This is a genomic window from Serratia sp. CoH_122_TC_1 (assembly GCF_058191755.1).
Genome location: NZ_JBXWLA010000010.1, coordinates 155,971 through 172,434 on the forward strand (window position 1 = coordinate 155,971; position 16,464 = coordinate 172,434).

The window sequence follows — 16,464 nt, forward strand, 5'->3', positions numbered from 1 at the left end:
GGGGCAGTAGTAATCCATACGCAGCAGAACAGCATTTCGTTATTGTTAGCGCACTGTGGCAAGACCCGACCGGAATGCCCGGTGCTCCTGATTTAACCTTACCGCCGTCCCTTATTTTTTACCAATACAAACCGCTCGTTAGCTCAGTTGTTGAGCAATGTTCCGCACTATTGGCGTGCCAGGCGGCCATGTGAAGGGACAAAGTCAGTGTTACTGCGCCATGGATTGATGTCCAACCCGCCACGACGGGTATAGCGTGCGTAAACGGTCAGGCTCTGCGGTTGGCAGTAGCGCATCAAATCGTTAAAAATACGTTCTACACACTGTTCGTGGAATTCATTGTGGTGACGGAAAGACACCAGATAACGTAGTAGCGCCTCACGGTCGATTTGCGCCCCTCGATAATGGATTTGTACTGAACCCCAATCGGGTTGGTTGGTGATCAGGCAATTGGATTTCAGCAGGTGGCTGACAAGTTGCTCTTCGACCTGTTGCGTGCCGACGGCATTTTTCAGGTAATCCGCGTTGAACGTGTAATCATCGATGCGAATGTCCTGGTGATCGATACATTCGCCGTCTAACCGGGCGATCTGGCTCCCTTCCAATTGATCGACGCGGAACAATGAGACGCTGACTTCACCTTGCGCGCAAAGAGAAAGATCGCGTTGTAAGGTAGTGCGTACGGTCTCCCAGTCGCTAAACGGCGTCTGGTTAAAACTGTTGAGATACAGTTTGAAGCTTTTGGACTCAATCAGGTTGGTGCTGTCGGCGTTGAGGCTAATCTCACCGACTGCGACCTGCGGCAGGCCGTTGTCGTTCAGCCAAGAGAGTTCGTACAGCGTCCAAATATCGGCACCGTGAAACGGCAGGTTGCCGGGATACAAACCCAGTGGCTCGCGGTTCATGCTGCGTGGCACCGCCTGCAGCAGCGTGGCGTCGTAGCGATCGCAATACGCGGTAGCTTTGCCTAGCGGCAATGCCGAAAGGGCATGATGATCTTGATATGAGGACATCTGCTGTCACCTTGGTCATAGATAGGTACAATGGATGCCAGTTTACCGTATGCGAGAAAAAATATGGACCATGATGTACCGCACGCCCTGCGTGAATTCACCCAGCGCTATGTTGATCTTTGGCAGCAAGAACGCGGTCATGCGCCAGCAAGTCAAGATCTATACGGCGTGCCGTCGCCTTGCCTCGTAGAAAATCGGGATAACGAGGCGCTATGGTTGCCGCAGCCGTTTACCCCAGCAGCGACGCTGGAAAAGGTAGCGACTGCGCTTGATCTGCGTCTGCAACCCGACATCAATCTGTTTTATACCCAACAGTATGCGGGGGATATGACCGCGCAGTTCGGTGAGCATGATGTGACACTGCTGCAGGTGTGGAGCGAGGATGATTTTATTCGCCTGCAAGAAAACCTGATCGGCCATCTGGTGACGCAAAAACGCCTAAAACTGTCGCCAACGTTATTCCTGGCCACCACAGAATCAGAAATGACCCTGGTCTCGTTGTGCAACGTGAGTGGTAACGTGGTGCTGGAACAGTTTGGGAGTGATAAACGTACGTTGTTGGCGGCTTCGTTGGGGAATTTCCTCGACGCATTGCGCCCTCGACTGGGCGTTTGACGCTAATTTCACCGTAATCCGTGTGAGAGATCTCTCACACGGGCTGTGAGAGATCGCTTTTAATTTTTCCCTGCCACTGGCTTAGACAGATTTTATTGTTATCCAGATCAATTGGTTAGAATTTCTTTAGGATAACTCTTAGTATTAATTTCCTGTCAACCAACCAGTAAGCCCTTGTGAACCAGAGATAATTAAGCGATCTTATGTTTACCGGAAGGGACGCTGTGGAGCTGGAAAGCATCAGGATGATGCAGCTTCAGGACGAAGAAAGGGATGCGCTCAGTGAAGAGCGAAGGATGGCGTCAGGAGATGCCCAGGATGTTTCAGGATTGAAACCAGGGACACCTCCAGGACGGAGATTGAGAGCCGGCACAGGATGGTTGGCGGGCCATGAAGGCTGAGGAACCGCATCAGGACGATGTTAGAGGATAGCGCCAGGACGGTTTGGTCAGGATGGCCGCAGGAAAAGTTTTCAAGGATTGAGCAGGGAGCACACTGTGTAGCAGGACTGCTATAAAACGAACCGAGGGCACTGTTAGCGCAGTGCCCTCAACTTTTATATTGGTTATGCTTTAAGCATCAAAGATGCTTGTCCCTGTTCACATTCATCTCAGCTGTTAACCAATTGCCCCCAGCGTATCGCCATGACCCTGTTTTTTCGGTAGCAGGAATAATGTGGCGTAAATATCCAGCAGGTAAATCGCTGCCAGCAGGCTGATTGCCGCAGTGAAGGATACCTGGGTCACCAAGGCGCCGATGACCAATGGCCCCAAACCGCCAATGCCGCGCCCCAGATTAAACAGGATGTTCTGCGCGGTAGCGCGCGCTTGAACGGGGTAGGTATCCGAGATCAACGCGCCGTAGCCACCAATCATGCCATTAACGAACAATCCCATCAGCGCCCCGGCAAACAACATTAGCGTTGGGTCGCTAAGCTGCGCGTAGACAATCACCATCACTACGGCGCCAATCTGATAGCTGACGAAAATCTTCCAGCGGGTGAAGCGATCGGCCAAGACGCCAAATAGCCAAATGCCGAATGTCATGCCAATCACCGTGACCGCGGTCCACAAACCAGACTTGGTCAGCGAAAAACCGAAGTTTTTTGCCAGATATGTTGGCATCCAAATCATCAGTCCGTAATAACCGAAATTCTGCACCGAGCACAGAATAAAAATACCGATGCTGGCTTTGCTGGTGGCTCGGTCCTTGAACAGCAGCCTAATACGTTGAGTGAAGGACAATGTCTCACCGGTACGTTGCTGGTGGACGAATTCCTCCGGCTCACCCAAGGTGCGGCGGATCAGGAATGAAACCAACGCCGGGAGCAACCCAACCAGGAACATACCGCGCCAGCCAATATGGGTCAGCAGTAACGGCGTGAGAAACGCGGCTGCCAGCACCCCAAGTTGCCATCCCATGCCCACATAAGCGGAGGCGCGATTACGTTTTTCCGCTGGCCAGGCTTCGGCGATCAGCGCCATGCCGATACCAAACTCACCGCCTAGTCCGATCCCCGCCAGTGTGCGGTAGGCGAGTAAATCCCAGTATCCCTGCGCCAGGGCGCACAGACCCGTAAATAACGAAAACATCAGGATAGTGAGGGTCAATACCCGAATGCGTCCAAAGCGATCGCTGAGGTGGCCGAAAATCACGCCTCCCAGTACGGCGCCGATCAGCGTCCAGGTGACCAGTGAACCGGCGGCGGAAGAACTCAGCCCCATTTCGATACTGATAGCGGGCAGCATAAAGCCGAGGATCAGCAAGTCGAAGCCGTCCATCGCGTAGCCGGTGACTGAGGCAAGCATGGCTTTGCCGGGTGTGGCGTGATTTTTTATCGGTGTAGTTGCGGGCATCTGTCTAATCTGCGTGGTTTATTTGGTGAGTATATTGTGCCGTGCGGTGCTGTAGGCTACCAGTTCAAATGCTCGAAGGTTATCCACTCAGCTGGATTTGGGCTATAAAAAGTAAAATGCTATGCTTTGCCGCCTTTCAGCCGCGCCGCTGAATATCATGGTTTAAACGGATCGAGAATGCAGATGAGTATACAAAATCAGGTTCGCCTTAGTTTGCAGGCGATTGAACAGTTAATGCGAGAGTTGGCGCTGTGGCAGGCCACGCCGCCAGAGCCTGAAGCCTTCGCCAGCCCCGAGCCGTTTTGCATAGGCAGCATGTCGGCAGAAGCGTGGTTGCAATGGGTCTTTCTACCACGTATGTACGCGTTGTTGGACGCCGGTTCGCCTCTCCCGACGCGTTTCGCTATTGCGCCTTACTTTGAAGAGGCGCTGAAAGATAGCGAACCTAACTGCATGCCGCTGCTGGTACAGTTGCAGCGTCTGGATCTCATGCTGAATAAAGAGCCTCAATAATGCTTGAGATCCTTTATCAGGATGAGTACTTGGTGGCGGTGAACAAGCCTTCCGGGTGGTTGGTGCACCGCAGTTGGTTGGATCGCCATGAAACCCAATTTGTCATGCAGACCGTGCGCGATCAGATCGGCCAGCATGTGTTTACCGTACATCGGCTCGATCGCCCTACCTCCGGTGTGCTGCTGATGGCACTCTCCAGCGACGTCGCGCGGCTGCTATCGCAGCAGTTTGAACAACATCAAATGCAAAAAACCTACCACGCGGTAGTGCGTGGTTTTGTGCCAGAAGGCGATACTATCGATTATCCGCTGACGGAAGAGCTGGATAAAATTGCGGACAAATTTGCCTCGAAGGACAAAGGCCCACAACCAGCAGTGACGCATTATCGATCACTGGCGCAGGTAGAGATGCCGGTGGCCATTGGGCGTTACGACAGTGCGCGCTATAGCCTGGTCGAACTGAAGCCGGAAAATGGCCGCAAGCACCAGCTGCGCCGCCATATGGTGCATATCCGTCATCCGATCATCGGTGACAGTAAACACGGCGACCTGCGTCAGAACCGGGGTATGGCTCAGCATTTCGGCTGTTCACGCCTGATGCTCCACGCCAGCCATTTACAACTGAATCATCCGGTGACCGGTGAGCCGTTGCTTCTTTCTGCGCGTTGGGATGAGCCTTGGCAGGGTGTCATGTCACAATTTGGCTGGGCAGAGAGTATCCCTGAGCTTGCCAGGGTTGAGTTTCCCCTGACGAGCGGTCAGGATAGTTGATCATTTTCAAAGGTATGTAAGGGAGTAGGGGCAATGGCTCAGGTTGGAATCTTCGTGGGAACGGTCTACGGTAATTCGCTGTTAGTGGCAGAAGAAGCGGAAAATATCCTCAGCGAACAGGGCCATGAGGTCAAACTGTTTGAAGAGGGCACGCTTGAGGCTTGGCAGTTTTACCGTCAACACTACGCATTGGTGATTACCTCCACGACGGGTCAAGGCGATTTGCCGGACAGTATTGCACCCTTGTTCCATGCGATCCGTGATCAGGTCGGTTACCAACCGGAACTGCGTTATGGGCTGATCGCGCTGGGTGACAGCAGCTATGACAATTTCTGCGGCGCTGGGCGGGCATTTGATGCACTGCTTCAGGAACAGGGGGCAACCCGTGTAGGTGAAGTGCTGGAAATTGATGCGATGGAACAGCCTGAGCCGGAAGTGGTTTCTTGCCCGTGGGTCGAGCAGTGGGGCACATTGCTGAAATAGCATTACCCGTCGCCTGTAGGGTGCGAATACATTCGCACCGATTGATGCGGGCGCAGCATGCTGCGCCCCTACAGTTACAGCTTATTTACCGCGGGTCAGTTTTTCCAGATCGGATTCGATCTCGGCAATTTTGTGTGAGACCACACCTTCCAGATGACGCAGGTCATCAAGAATTTTGCGTTTCAGATCCACTTCCACCTGATCGCGTTGGCATAGCTGATCCAGCTCATCAATGACGTAGCGCAGGTTCGGGTTTATCTCGTGGATTTCTTTATAACCCTGACCGGCGTTGTCTGCTACCACAGTTTTACGTTGGCGCGGATATTTGAATTTCACGCTCTTGGCAAAGAACTCGCCTTTGTCCTTGCGGAAATAAATCTTAAGAATGTCGTTATTGGCCTCCTGACGCAGGCTATAGCGATCGACATCTTCCGGTTGATTGATTCCTAAGCTTTTCAGGTTGTCATACATAATAGCGCCACCTTATAAATAGACTTTATTCCACGGTCTGGGATTATGGCGAATAACCACGCCAGAGACTGTGACAGCTCACGTAATGAAGACAAAAAAATGGCGGGTTAATCACCCGCCATATCTATTTTAGTCGATGGTACGCAATAGCTCATTAATACCGACTTTACCGCGCGTTTTGGCATCGACTTTCTTGACGATGACCGCGCAATACAGGCTGTAAGAGCCATCTTTGGATGGCAGGTTACCGGAAACCACCACGGAACCTGCTGGGACACGACCGTAATGCACTTCACCGGTTTCACGGTCGTAAATGCGGGTGCTTTGGCCCAGATATACGCCCATGGAGATCACCGAGCCCTCTTCCACGATCACGCCCTCAACCACTTCTGAGCGTGCGCCGATGAAACAGTTGTCTTCGATGATGGTTGGGTTAGCTTGCAGGGGCTCCAGAACGCCACCGATGCCCACGCCGCCTGACAGGTGTACGTTTTTACCGATCTGCGCGCAAGAACCGACGGTGGCCCAGGTATCCACCATGCTGCCTTCGTCAACGTAAGCACCGATATTCACGTAGGAAGGCATCAGAACCGTGTTGCGTGCAATAAATGCACCTTGGCGAACCGTGGCTGGTGGTACGACGCGGAAGCCTTCTTTCTGGAAGCGCGCTTCATCGTAATCAGCGAACTTCATTGGCACCTTGTCGTAATAACGGGTTTCTGCACCGTCCATCACTTTGTTGTCATTAATGCGGAAAGAAAGCAGCACGGCCTTTTTTAGCCACTGATGCGTTACCCACTGACCGTCAATCTTCTCGGCAACGCGCAGGGCGCCGCTGTCCAGCAGGCCGATCACCTGGTTTACCGCTTCGCGCGTTACGGTGTCTGCGTTCGCCGGAGTGATTTCTGCACGGCGTTCGAAGGCGCTTTCAATAACGTTTTGTAATTGCTGCATGCTGTTCTCTGTCCTGATGTTGTCTACGAAAAAGTTACTTGTATCACAATTTATCGTTTGGATTGAGGGCCTCTGTCAACCGTTGTTCCAACTTTCTGCGTGTTTCCGGGTTAAGGGCGCGTCGATCGCTGTCGGCAAGAATAAATAAATCTTCCACCCGCTCCCCAATGGTGGAGATGCGTGCGCCGTGCAGAGACAGACCGAGATCGGCAAATACTTCGCCTACCCGGGCCAGCAGGCCGGGTTGATCCAGTGCGGTCAGTTCCAGATAGCTCCGGCGGTCAGTATGGGTTGGCAAGAAACTGACCTCGGTCGGCACGCTGAAATGACGCAGCTTGGAGGACGGCCTGCGCACGCGCGGCGGTTGATACTCTCGTTGAGTAATGGCCTGTACCAGTGCGTGGCGGATCGCCGCGTGACGGTCCTGGGCGAGTGGACTGCCATCGGGTTCCAGCACAATAAAGGTATCCATTGCCATGCCGTCGCGGTTCGTGAAGATTTGTGCGTCATGAACACTGAGGTTACGCCGGTCCATTTCGCCGGCTACGGCGGCAAACAGATACGGACGGTCAGGGCTCCAAATGAAAATTTCAGTGCCCCCACGCGTCGCTTGCCTGCTGACCAATACCAGCGGTTTGGTGGAGTCATGGGCCAACAAGTGGCGCGCGTGCCAGGCCAACTGATTAGGCGAGTGGCGCAGGAAGTAATCGGCACGGCAGCGGCTCCAGATACGGTGCAGCGCTTCTTCATCGATATTATCCATACGTAACAGGGCCAAGGCCTGCAGGCGGTGATGGCGCACGCGCTCACGCAGATCCGGGCTGTTTTGCATGCCACGGCGCAGCTGTTTCTCGGTGGCAAAGTACAGTTCACGCAACAGGCTCTGTTTCCAGCTGTTCCACAGGGTTTCGTTGGTGGCACAGATGTCCGCAACGGTCAGACAAACCAGGTAACGCAGACGGGTTTCGCTCTGTACTTCTGCGCTAAACTGCTGAATAACCGTCGGATCCTGAATATCACGGCGTTGTGCGGTTACCGACATCAACAGGTGGCAACGCACCAGCCAGACAACCAATTGGGTCTCTCTGGAGTTCAAACCGTGCAATTCAGCGAACTCCAACACGTCTTGTGCACCCAGGATAGAGTGGTCGCCGCCACGTCCTTTAGCGATATCGTGGAACAAGGCGGCCAACAACAACAACTCTGGATTTGGCAGACGCGGATACAGCTCCACACACAGCGGGTGGCGTGGCCGGGTTTCCGCATCGGCAAAGCTTTCCAACTTTTGCAGGACGCGAATGGTGTGCTCATCAACGGTATAGGCATGAAACAGATCGAACTGCATTTGCCCGACAATTTTGCCCCACTGCGGCATATAGGCCCACAGCACGCTGTGGCGATGCATCGGCACCAGCGCCCGTGATACCGCGCCTGGGTGGCGCAAAATGGCCATAAACAGTTCGCGAGCCTCTGGAATGTTGCACAGTGGCTGCTTTAGGTGCCGACGCGCGTGGCGGAGTTGACGCACCGTGGTGGAGTAAATGCCTTTGATATCGCGGTTGCGTACCATCAGGTAGAACATCCGCATGATGGATTCAGGTTGGCGGATAAACAATGTTTCGTCACGCAGGTCGATAAGATCGCCGCGCAGTTGAAAATCATCATTCAGCGGGCGCGGCTTTTCTGTCGCGTCCAGTGCGAGGATGGCTTCGTCGAACAGTTGCAGCAGCATGTGATTCAATTCGCCCACGCGGCGCGTCATGCGATAAAAGTCTTTCATCATGCGTTCAACGGGCTCGTTGCCTTCCCCCTCGTAGCGCAACAGCTGCGCTACACTGAGTTGGCGATCGAACAGCAGCCGGTTGTCATAGCGCGGCAGCACCAGATGCAGGGCAAAGCGGATGCGCCACAGGAAGCTTTGGCACTCGTTGAGTTCGTTGCGCTCGGCCTGCGTGAGGAAACCGAAACCGACCATCTCATCCAGTGAGGTAGCCCCGAAGTGACGGCGAGCGACCCACAATAGCGTGTGAATATCGCGCAACCCGCCGGGACTGCTTTTGATGTCTGGCTCAAGGTTGTAACTTGTGCCGTGATAACGCTGATGGCGTTCCTGTTGCTCAACCAATTTCGCGTGGAAAAATTTGGGGGATGGCCAGAAGCCATCGCTGAAGATGTGTTTCTGCATTTGCAAGAATAGGGCGACATCACCGCAGATCATTCGCGATTCAATCAGGTTGGTGGCAACGGTCAGGTCTGCCAGCCCTTCCAACAGGCACTCCTCCAGCGTTCGCACGCTGTGGCCCACTTCGAGCTTCAGGTCCCATAGCAGGGTGATAAATTCCCCTACACGCTGTGATTGCTGCTCATTCAGGCGGCTCTGACTCAGCACCAGCACGTCAATGTCCGAAAGCGGGTGCAATTCGCCACGACCATAGCCACCAACCGCCACCAGTGCGGTTTCAGGGATATCTTTAAAGCCGTAGAAGGCCCACAGGCGGCGTAGCAGACGGTCGATAAAGTCGCTACGGGCGGCGACCAGGCTTTCCGCGCTGGAGCCGGCATTAAATGCCGCGGCGAGCCAGAGTTGGAACTGCTCAAGGCGCTGTTTCAGCGCGATGCAGTTAATCTCCTCATCGCCGTAGGCGTTGGGATATTCAGGCTGCTCTGGCATGGCCTGTTGTGGAATGACCGAGGTGTCGTGTTGGCGGAAGTTTTCAGACATAGTACGCAGCCCATAAAAAAGGCCGGTAATCCCCTTCATCTTTCCCGTTGCTACCTTGCCGCAACTGGAAATCCCTCGGGTTAATACCAGCCTATCTATATAACGAGCTGCAGTGACGCAGTTGCAGCTCTTACATTTCGTGCGTAATGATGTTGGGGATGGTGTCATCCTTGCGCAACGTCATTATCTCGCAGCCGTTATCTGTGACCACAATAGTATGCTCATACTGTGCCGACAAGCTGCGATCTTTAGTTTTTACCGTCCAACCGTCTTTCATGGTACGAATGCGGTAATCACCGGCGTTAACCATAGGTTCGATCGTGAAGGCCATACCGGCCTGCAACACCACGCCGCCGTCATCGGCGTCATAGTGCAGTACCTGCGGTTCTTCATGGAAGACCTCGCCAATACCGTGGCCGCAGTACTCACGTACCACGGAAAAGTTTTCGGCTTCGACGAACTTCTGGATCTCTTTGCCCAGCGTGCGCAGGCGGATGCCCGGCTTCACCATTTTCAGTGACAAATACAGGCTTTCTTGCGTGATGCGGCACAGGCGCTCACCCAGAATGGTCGGCTTGCCAACAATGAACATCTTGGAGGTATCGCCATGGAAACCGTCTTTGATCACGGTGACGTCGATATTCACGATGTCGCCATCTTTCAAGACTTTGTCATCGCTCGGGATACCGTGGCAGACCACTTCGTTGACCGAAATACAGACGGACTTCGGAAAACCGTGGTAGCCAAGACAAGCAGAAATGGCCTGCTGTTGGTTGGTGATGTGATCGTGACAGATACGATCCAGTTCGCCGGTGGTCACGCCAGGTTTGACGTGCGGCTCGATGATTTCCAGCACTTCGGCGGCCAATCGGCCAGCCACGCGCATTTTTTGGATGTCATCAGGTGTTTTAATTGAGATTGCCATGAAATTCGTCCGCAGGTGTCGTGCTCGACGACAACAGAAAGAAATAAGAAGCAGTCTCTTATGGTACCAGCCCGGCCAGAGGCTGCCAAATTTGATTTCTTTGGCAGCCTCTGGCCGGTAACAAAAGTTGGTGTCGGGGGCGGGTTTATGGTATAAAGCGCGCCGGCAGATCCGCTCTTCGTCCTTGTGATAATGACGGAAAAGGCCGAAAATACTTTAACTGCACTCACTTTGTGTAAATAACACACACGTATCGGCACATCCGCCGGGGTGCCCTGAGGTGATTTATCACCGCCAGGGTCGGCGTTATGGGATACGTGGAGGCATAACCCCAACTAACTCTATAGAGGTTTAATCATGGCAACTGTTTCCATGCGCGACATGCTCCAGGCCGGTGTACACTTTGGTCACCAGACCCGTTACTGGAACCCGAAAATGAAGCCTTTCATCTTCGGCGCACGTAACAAGGTTCACATCATCAACCTGGAAAAAACTGTACCAATGGCCAACGCAGCACTGGCTGAACTGACCAAGATCTCTTCCCGTAAAGGTAAGATCCTGTTCGTTGGTACTAAGCGCGCAGCAAGCGAAGCGGTAAAAGAATATGCTAACAACTGCGATCAGTTCTTCGTGAACCATCGCTGGTTGGGCGGCATGCTGACTAACTGGAAAACCGTTCGTCAGTCAATCAAGCGTTTGAAAGATCTGGAAATCCAGTCTCAAGATGGCACCTTTGACAAGCTGACCAAGAAAGAGGCGCTGATGCGTACTCGCGAACTGGCTAAGCTGGAAAACTCCCTGGGTGGTATCAAGGACATGGGTGGTCTGCCTGACGCTCTGTTCGTAATCGATGCTGATCACGAACACATCGCGATCAAAGAAGCCAACAACCTGGGTATCCCGGTATTCTCTATCGTTGATACCAACTCCGATCCAGACGGCGTTGACTTCATCATCCCTGGTAACGACGATGCAATCCGTGCAATCAAATTGTACCTGACTGCCGTTGCTGCCGCCGTCCGTGAAGGTCGTTCTCAAGATCTGGCCGTTCAAGCGGAAGAAAGCTTCGTAGAAGCTGAATAATAAGGCAAGCTCGTCACTGAGCCCTTATTAACCAGGTATTGAATATGTTGGTTAGGGGGGCCTTTATAGGCCCCCTTTGCTTATCTGAATGAGAACTGTCTCTACGCGAGATAACCGAGGAAAAAGAAATGGCTGATATTACCGCTGCTCTGGTAAAAGAACTGCGCGAACGTACTGGCGCTGGCATGATGGATTGTAAGAAAGCGCTGGTTGAGTCCAACGGCGACATCGAGCTGGCAATCGAAAACATGCGCAAATCTGGTGCGATCAAAGCGGCGAAAAAAGCAGGCAACGTAGCTGCTGACGGCGTGATCAAAACCAAGATCGAAGGCAACTACGGCGTGATCCTGGAAGTTAACTGCCAGACTGACTTCGTTGCTAAAGATGCCGGTTTCCAGGCATTCGCTGACAAAGTGCTGGACGCTGCTGTTGCAGGCAAAATCACTGATGTTGAAGTGTTGAAAGCACAGTTCGAAGAAGAACGTGTAGCGCTGGTTGCCAAAATCGGTGAAAACATCAACATCCGTCGCGTGGCTTCCCTGGAAGGCGACGTGCTGGGCAGCTACCTGCACGGCGCGCGTATCGGCGTTCTGATCGCGGCTAAAGGCGCTGATGAAGAGCTGGTTAAGCAAATCGCTATGCACGTTGCGGCAAGCAAGCCAGAATTCGTTAAGCCTGAAGATGTGTCTGCTGAAGTAGTAGAAAAAGAGTACCAGGTTCAGTTGGACATCGCCATGCAGTCTGGCAAGCCGAAAGAAATCGCTGAGAAAATGGTTGAAGGCCGCATGAAGAAATTCACCGGCGAAGTTTCTCTGACCGGTCAGCCTTTCGTTATCGAACCAAGCAAAACCGTTGGCCAGGTGCTGAAAGAGCACAACGCTGACGTTGTTAACTTCATCCGCTTCGAAGTGGGCGAAGGCATCGAAAAAGCGGCAAATGACTTTGCTGCTGAAGTTGCAGCAATGAGCAAACAGTCTTAATGACTGTATACCCGATAGATTTCGCGGTGCGGCAAGGCGGCAACTGAGCGAACTCCCAGAAGCCTGGTTTACCAGGTGACTGGGGTAAGTGACGGCAGCCAACGCAGCGGCAACGTGAAAGATGAAGGGTATAATGGAGCCGCCGTCAGGCGGTTCCATTCTATCCAGCCAGAATTACACCGGTGGCAAGCCCTGTGGCATTATACTCAACACAGGCGCGTTTCATCGGCTGAAATCCCCAATACTAATACTGCTTCTTAGGACAGAACTCCATGGCAACCAATGCAAAACCCGTATATCAGCGTATTCTGCTTAAACTGAGTGGCGAAGCCCTGCAAGGCGCAGAAGGTTTTGGTATCGACGCTAGCGTTTTGGATCGCATGGCTCAGGAAGTTAAAGAGCTGGTCGAACTGGGAATTCAGGTCGGTGTAGTTATTGGCGGCGGTAACCTGTTCCGCGGCGCGGGCCTGGCGCAAGCTGGCATGAACCGCGTAGTGGGCGACCACATGGGAATGCTGGCTACCGTGATGAACGGCCTGGCTATGCGTGATGCACTGCACCGTGCCTATGTGAACGCCCGCCTGATGTCGGCAATTCCGTTGAACGGCGTGTGCGATAACTACAGTTGGGCAGAAGCAATCAGCCTGCTGCGTAATAACCGCGTGGTGATCTTCTCCGCCGGTACCGGCAACCCGTTCTTCACCACCGATTCAGCTGCGTGTCTGCGCGGGATCGAGATCGAAGCGGATGTGGTATTGAAAGCGACCAAAGTGGATGGTGTATACTCCGCTGACCCGGTTAAAAACCCGGATGCAACACTGTATGAGCATATTACCTATCAAGACGTGTTGGAGCGTGAGCTGAAAGTGATGGATCTGGCGGCATTTACGCTGGCTCGCGATCACGGTTTGCCAATCCGCGTATTTAACATGAACAAACCGGGTGCGCTGCGCCGGGTGGTGATGGGTGAGAACGAAGGTACGCTGATCAGCAAATAAGGCTGTTCTGCCAAATTTAGTGGGAGCGGGTAACGCTATGCGTTGTGCGCTCTCCTTGAGTAAAATTCACGGGCTATACTGTGGTATAGCCTGCCAAGTATCCAGCTTCCAAGGGTTCGCAACGTGATTAATGAAATCAGAAAAGATGCTGATTCACGCATGGAAAAAAGCGTAGAAGCATTCAAAAACCAAATCAATAAAATCCGTACCGGTCGTGCTTCTCCAAGCATCCTGGACGGCATCATGGTGGAATACTATGGTTCCGCTACGCCACTGCGTCAGTTGGCTAACGTGACCGTTGAAGACTCCCGCACCCTGGCAATCAACCTGTTTGATCGCTCTTTGGGTTCTGCGGTAGAAAAAGCCATCATGTCTTCTGACCTGGGTCTGAACCCAAGCTCAGCGGGTAGCGTGATCCGCGTTCCATTGCCTCCTTTGACCGAAGAGCGTCGTAAAGACCTGATCAAAATCGTACGCAATGAAGCAGAGCAGGGCCGTGTGGCTGTACGTAACGTTCGCCGTGACGCCAACGATAAAGTTAAAGCGCTGCTGAAAGACAAAGAAATCAGCGAAGACGAAGATCGTCGCTCACAGGACGATGTTCAGAAACTGACCGATGCGTACATCAAACTTCTGGATGCCGCGCTAGCGGATAAAGAAAAAGAGCTGATGGAATTCTAATCAGCATCGCGCAGAAAAAAAGCGTCGCCTGGGCGGCGCTTTGTTTTTTGTGGCGCAGATCCCGTTTCATCGTACTGATTGATCATGGACAAGTGGTGGCCAAGGTTACACACTGGATCACCTCCGATCTCATCAGACAGTTATTCAGAGTGAGCTCATGAAGCAACTGACTATTCTTGGCTCTACCGGCTCAGTGGGGACAAGTACCCTGGCCGTGGTTAGGGAAAATCCCGACCGTTTCGCGATTAAAGCGCTGGTTGCCGGCCGCAATGTAGCGGTCATGGCGCAACAGTGCATGGAATTTCGTCCAGCCTATGCAGCGATGGCGGATGAAGGCGCTGCACGTGAGCTGCGCATCCTGCTGGCGGAGAACGGCATTGCCACCGAGGTGATGTCAGGTGAACAGGCTGCCTGTGAATTGGCGGCGCTGGACGATGTCGATCAGGTGACGGCGGCCATTGTTGGCGCTGCCGGGCTGCTGCCGACGTTGGCGGCCATTCGTGCTGGCAAACAGGTACTGTTGGCGAATAAAGAGTCGCTGGTGACCTGCGGACGCCTGTTCATGGATGCGGTTCAAAAGAGCCAGACGCAGTTGTTGCCGTTGGATAGCGAGCATAACGCGATTTTTCAGAGTTTGCCTGAGAGCATTCAGCGTCAGTTGGGATACTCTTCATTAGACAGTCATGGTGTTTCGCGCATCGTGCTTACCGGTTCAGGTGGCCCATTCCGTACTACGCCAATGGAACAGTTCGCCACGATGACGCCGGATCAAGCCTGCGCTCACCCTAATTGGTCGATGGGGCGCAAGATTTCGGTAGATTCCGCCACCATGATGAATAAAGGACTGGAATATATTGAGGCCCGTTGGCTGTTTAATGCCTCGGCCGAACAAATGGAAGTGATTCTGCATCCGCAGTCGGTGATCCACTCAATGGTGCGTTACGCTGATGGCAGCGTGCTGGCTCAGTTGGGTACGCCAGATATGCGTACTCCTATCGCCCATGCGATGGCATATCCGCAGCGTATCAGTTCAGGCGTAGAAGCCCTGGATTTCTGTCGTATTGGCTCACTGACCTTTGCTGAACCTGAGCGGGAGCGCTACCCCTGCCTGTATCTGGCTATTGACGCTTTTGATGCGGGTCAGGCAGCAACAACAGCGCTGAATGCAGCTAACGAAGTGGCTGTGGCGGCTTTCCTGCAGGAGCAGATTCGCTTTACCGATATTGCGGCAGTGAACCAAAAAGTGGTCGAGCGGCTATCCGTGCAGGAACCGACGTGCATTGATGCGGTCTTAGAAATAGATCGTCAGGCACGTGAGGTTGCCGTTGGATACGTTAAATCACTGCGGAACTGATACCGGCAATTATCCTATTTTGTTCGCAAATTACGCGTGCCGCAGTGGGGCCGTTTGTTCAGGCCCGGTTGAGGTGGTATAGTCTGCGCCACCTGTCAGCGGTTATACCGTTGAATTATGGCCTGATTGACATCTCGAATGCCGATGGCGCAGCAGATATTCCCTGCTGTTGCTGGGCAGACTGAAAAGCCGTGTCGGGCACACGGCTTTTTTTGCGCGTAAGGGTCTGATGTTCCGGAAGGGCAGTTGTATTTCTATTGAGGAAATAAGTACGAGTTATGTCGTCCGCAAATCAACAAGAGGCTAATCCGTCCACTCTGGGGCCACGACATGTCGCCATTATTATGGACGGCAACGGACGCTGGGCTAAACGTCAGGGTAAGTTACGTGTCTTCGGTCATAAAGCAGGGGTGAAATCGGTTCGGCGTGCTGTCAGCTTTGCCGCCAATAACCATTTAGATGCGCTCACGCTTTATGCCTTCAGCAGCGAGAACTGGAACCGTCCGGTGCAGGAAGTCTCCGCCCTAATGGAGCTTTTTGTCCGTGCCCTGGATAGCGAAGTGAAAAGCCTGCATAAACATAACGTCAGATTGCGGGTGATCGGCGACATCAGCCGTTTCAGTACGCGTTTGCAAGAGCGGATCCATCGCTCTGAGCAACTGACAGAAAATAACGATGGCCTGACGCTCAACATTGCTGCCAACTATGGCGGTCGTTGGGATATTATTCAGGGAGTAAGGGAACTGGCTGAGCAGGTGAAGGATGGTGTACTGCATCCCGATCAAATTAGCGAAGAGTTACTGGGTGAGCGGGTCTGCATGAATGACCTGTCACCGGTGGATCTGGTGATCCGCACTGGTGGTGAACATCGCATCAGTAACTTTTTGCTGTGGCAAATTGCTTATGCTGAACTTTACTTTACTGATGTACTCTGGCCTGATTTTGATGAACTTGTCTTTGAAGGTGCGCTGAATGCATTTGCACAACGCGAGCGTCGCTTCGGGGGAACAACACCTATCGGCGCCAATGCGTCCTAGGGGGAACTT

The 16,464-nt window shown here is 53.1% G+C and carries 16 protein-coding genes; 10 read left to right on the forward strand and 6 right to left on the reverse strand.

The features are described 5' to 3' along the window. Positions 1-167: 167 nt before the first annotated feature. A complete protein-coding gene (gene queF / locus AC2FC2_RS14805) occupies positions 168-1,013 on the reverse strand; it encodes an NADPH-dependent 7-cyano-7-deazaguanine reductase QueF (RefSeq protein ID WP_490659454.1) in 846 nt (281 codons plus the stop codon). Positions 1,014-1,076: 63 nt separating this feature from the next. Here queF and syd point away from each other — a divergent pair, with 63 nt between their 5' ends. Next, positions 1,077-1,628, forward strand: coding sequence for a SecY-interacting protein (gene syd / locus AC2FC2_RS14810; protein ID WP_490659455.1), 552 nt, complete (start codon positions 1,077-1,079; stop codon positions 1,626-1,628). A 617-nt stretch (positions 1,629-2,245) separates the two neighbouring features. Here the strand turns inward: syd and AC2FC2_RS14815 are convergent. Then, complete coding sequence (locus AC2FC2_RS14815; RefSeq protein WP_404760864.1) at positions 2,246-3,484, reverse strand: MFS transporter; 1,239 nt, start codon at positions 3,482-3,484, stop codon at positions 2,246-2,248. Positions 3,485-3,667: 183 nt separating this feature from the next. Between AC2FC2_RS14815 and AC2FC2_RS14820 the strand changes: the two genes are divergently transcribed. The 3 genes from AC2FC2_RS14820 to AC2FC2_RS14830 are packed head-to-tail and all read left to right on the forward strand — an operon-like array spanning position 3,668 to position 5,250. Beyond that, complete coding sequence (locus tag AC2FC2_RS14820) at positions 3,668-3,997, forward strand: YqcC family protein (RefSeq protein WP_490659456.1); 330 nt, start codon at positions 3,668-3,670, stop codon at positions 3,995-3,997. Beyond that, the gene (gene truC, locus AC2FC2_RS14825) at positions 3,997-4,767 is read left to right on the forward strand and encodes a tRNA pseudouridine(65) synthase TruC (protein ID WP_209639851.1); all 771 of its coding nucleotides are present in this window, start codon (positions 3,997-3,999) and stop codon (positions 4,765-4,767) included. Before AC2FC2_RS14820 ends, truC begins: the two co-directional genes overlap by 1 nt. A gap of 33 nt (positions 4,768-4,800) precedes the next feature. Beyond that, complete coding sequence (locus tag AC2FC2_RS14830; protein WP_209639853.1) at positions 4,801-5,250, forward strand: flavodoxin; 450 nt, start codon at positions 4,801-4,803, stop codon at positions 5,248-5,250. An 81-nt stretch (positions 5,251-5,331) separates the two neighbouring features. On the opposite strand, the gene AC2FC2_RS14835 is transcribed toward AC2FC2_RS14830, so the two are convergent. The 4 genes from AC2FC2_RS14835 to map all read right to left on the reverse strand — a co-directional run bounded on the left by AC2FC2_RS14835 (position 5,332) and on the right by map (position 10,322). Beyond that, positions 5,332-5,721, reverse strand: a complete 390-nt coding sequence (locus AC2FC2_RS14835) for a DUF3461 family protein (RefSeq protein WP_006318690.1) — start codon at positions 5,719-5,721, stop codon at positions 5,332-5,334. 129 nt (positions 5,722-5,850) lie between these two features. Next, a complete protein-coding gene (dapD, locus tag AC2FC2_RS14840; RefSeq protein WP_037418465.1) occupies positions 5,851-6,675 on the reverse strand; it encodes a 2,3,4,5-tetrahydropyridine-2,6-dicarboxylate N-succinyltransferase in 825 nt (274 codons plus the stop codon). Between the two features lie 43 nt (positions 6,676-6,718). Then, positions 6,719-9,346 carry a bifunctional uridylyltransferase/uridylyl-removing protein GlnD gene (gene glnD / locus AC2FC2_RS14845; RefSeq protein WP_416221892.1) on the reverse strand — a complete coding sequence of 876 codons (2,628 nt, stop codon included), beginning with the start codon at positions 9,344-9,346 and terminating at the stop codon, positions 6,719-6,721. 181 nt (positions 9,347-9,527) lie between these two features. Then, entirely contained in the window at positions 9,528-10,322 is a 795-nt protein-coding gene (gene map / locus AC2FC2_RS14850) for a type I methionyl aminopeptidase (RefSeq protein WP_209639859.1), read from the reverse strand. Positions 10,323-10,679: 357 nt separating this feature from the next. On the opposite strand from map, the gene rpsB reads away from it, so the two are divergent. The 6 genes from rpsB to ispU all read left to right on the forward strand — a co-directional run bounded on the left by rpsB (position 10,680) and on the right by ispU (position 16,455). Then, positions 10,680-11,405 (forward strand): 30S ribosomal protein S2, encoded by a 726-nt coding sequence (gene rpsB, locus AC2FC2_RS14855; RefSeq protein WP_004952226.1) that lies wholly within the window; start codon positions 10,680-10,682, stop codon positions 11,403-11,405. Between the two features lie 128 nt (positions 11,406-11,533). Beyond that, on the forward strand, positions 11,534-12,385 hold the full coding sequence (gene tsf / locus AC2FC2_RS14860) for a translation elongation factor Ts (RefSeq protein WP_209639862.1): 852 nt from the start codon (positions 11,534-11,536) through the stop codon (positions 12,383-12,385). Positions 12,386-12,657: 272 nt separating this feature from the next. After that, positions 12,658-13,383, forward strand: coding sequence for a UMP kinase (gene pyrH, locus AC2FC2_RS14865; RefSeq protein WP_004952223.1), 726 nt, complete (start codon positions 12,658-12,660; stop codon positions 13,381-13,383). A gap of 123 nt (positions 13,384-13,506) precedes the next feature. After that, positions 13,507-14,064, forward strand: coding sequence for a ribosome recycling factor (gene frr, locus AC2FC2_RS14870; RefSeq protein ID WP_209639865.1), 558 nt, complete (start codon positions 13,507-13,509; stop codon positions 14,062-14,064). Positions 14,065-14,221: 157 nt separating this feature from the next. Then, positions 14,222-15,418, forward strand: coding sequence for a 1-deoxy-D-xylulose-5-phosphate reductoisomerase (ispC, locus tag AC2FC2_RS14875; RefSeq protein ID WP_265556466.1), 1,197 nt, complete (start codon positions 14,222-14,224; stop codon positions 15,416-15,418). A gap of 278 nt (positions 15,419-15,696) precedes the next feature. Beyond that, positions 15,697-16,455, forward strand: a complete 759-nt coding sequence (gene ispU, locus AC2FC2_RS14880; RefSeq protein ID WP_209639871.1) for a (2E,6E)-farnesyl-diphosphate-specific ditrans,polycis-undecaprenyl-diphosphate synthase — start codon at positions 15,697-15,699, stop codon at positions 16,453-16,455. Positions 16,456-16,464 lie beyond the last annotated feature (9 nt).

Bases quoted from the DNA above. Each gene is read 5' to 3' on its own strand.
- AC2FC2_RS14830 (WP_209639853.1), top strand. From the start codon at position 4,801: ATGGCTCAGGTTGGAATCTTCGTGGGAACGGTCTACGGTAATTCGCTG.
- truC (WP_209639851.1), top strand. From the start codon at position 3,997: ATGCTTGAGATCCTTTATCAGGATGAGTACTTGGTGGCGGTGAACAAG.
- dapD (WP_037418465.1), bottom strand. From the start codon at position 6,675: ATGCAGCAATTACAAAACGTTATTGAAAGCGCCTTCGAACGCCGTGCA.
- tsf (WP_209639862.1), top strand. From the start codon at position 11,534: ATGGCTGATATTACCGCTGCTCTGGTAAAAGAACTGCGCGAACGTACT.
- syd (WP_490659455.1), top strand. From the start codon at position 1,077: ATGGACCATGATGTACCGCACGCCCTGCGTGAATTCACCCAGCGCTAT.
- queF (WP_490659454.1), bottom strand. From the start codon at position 1,013: ATGTCCTCATATCAAGATCATCATGCCCTTTCGGCATTGCCGCTAGGC.
- AC2FC2_RS14835 (WP_006318690.1), bottom strand. From the start codon at position 5,721: ATGTATGACAACCTGAAAAGCTTAGGAATCAATCAACCGGAAGATGTC.
- AC2FC2_RS14815 (WP_404760864.1), bottom strand. From the start codon at position 3,484: ATGCCCGCAACTACACCGATAAAAAATCACGCCACACCCGGCAAAGCC.
- ispU (WP_209639871.1), top strand. From the start codon at position 15,697: ATGTCGTCCGCAAATCAACAAGAGGCTAATCCGTCCACTCTGGGGCCA.
- rpsB (WP_004952226.1), top strand. From the start codon at position 10,680: ATGGCAACTGTTTCCATGCGCGACATGCTCCAGGCCGGTGTACACTTT.
- map (WP_209639859.1), bottom strand. From the start codon at position 10,322: ATGGCAATCTCAATTAAAACACCTGATGACATCCAAAAAATGCGCGTG.
- glnD (WP_416221892.1), bottom strand. From the start codon at position 9,346: ATGCCAGAGCAGCCTGAATATCCCAACGCCTACGGCGATGAGGAGATT.
- ispC (WP_265556466.1), top strand. From the start codon at position 14,222: ATGAAGCAACTGACTATTCTTGGCTCTACCGGCTCAGTGGGGACAAGT.
- pyrH (WP_004952223.1), top strand. From the start codon at position 12,658: ATGGCAACCAATGCAAAACCCGTATATCAGCGTATTCTGCTTAAACTG.
- AC2FC2_RS14820 (WP_490659456.1), top strand. From the start codon at position 3,668: ATGAGTATACAAAATCAGGTTCGCCTTAGTTTGCAGGCGATTGAACAG.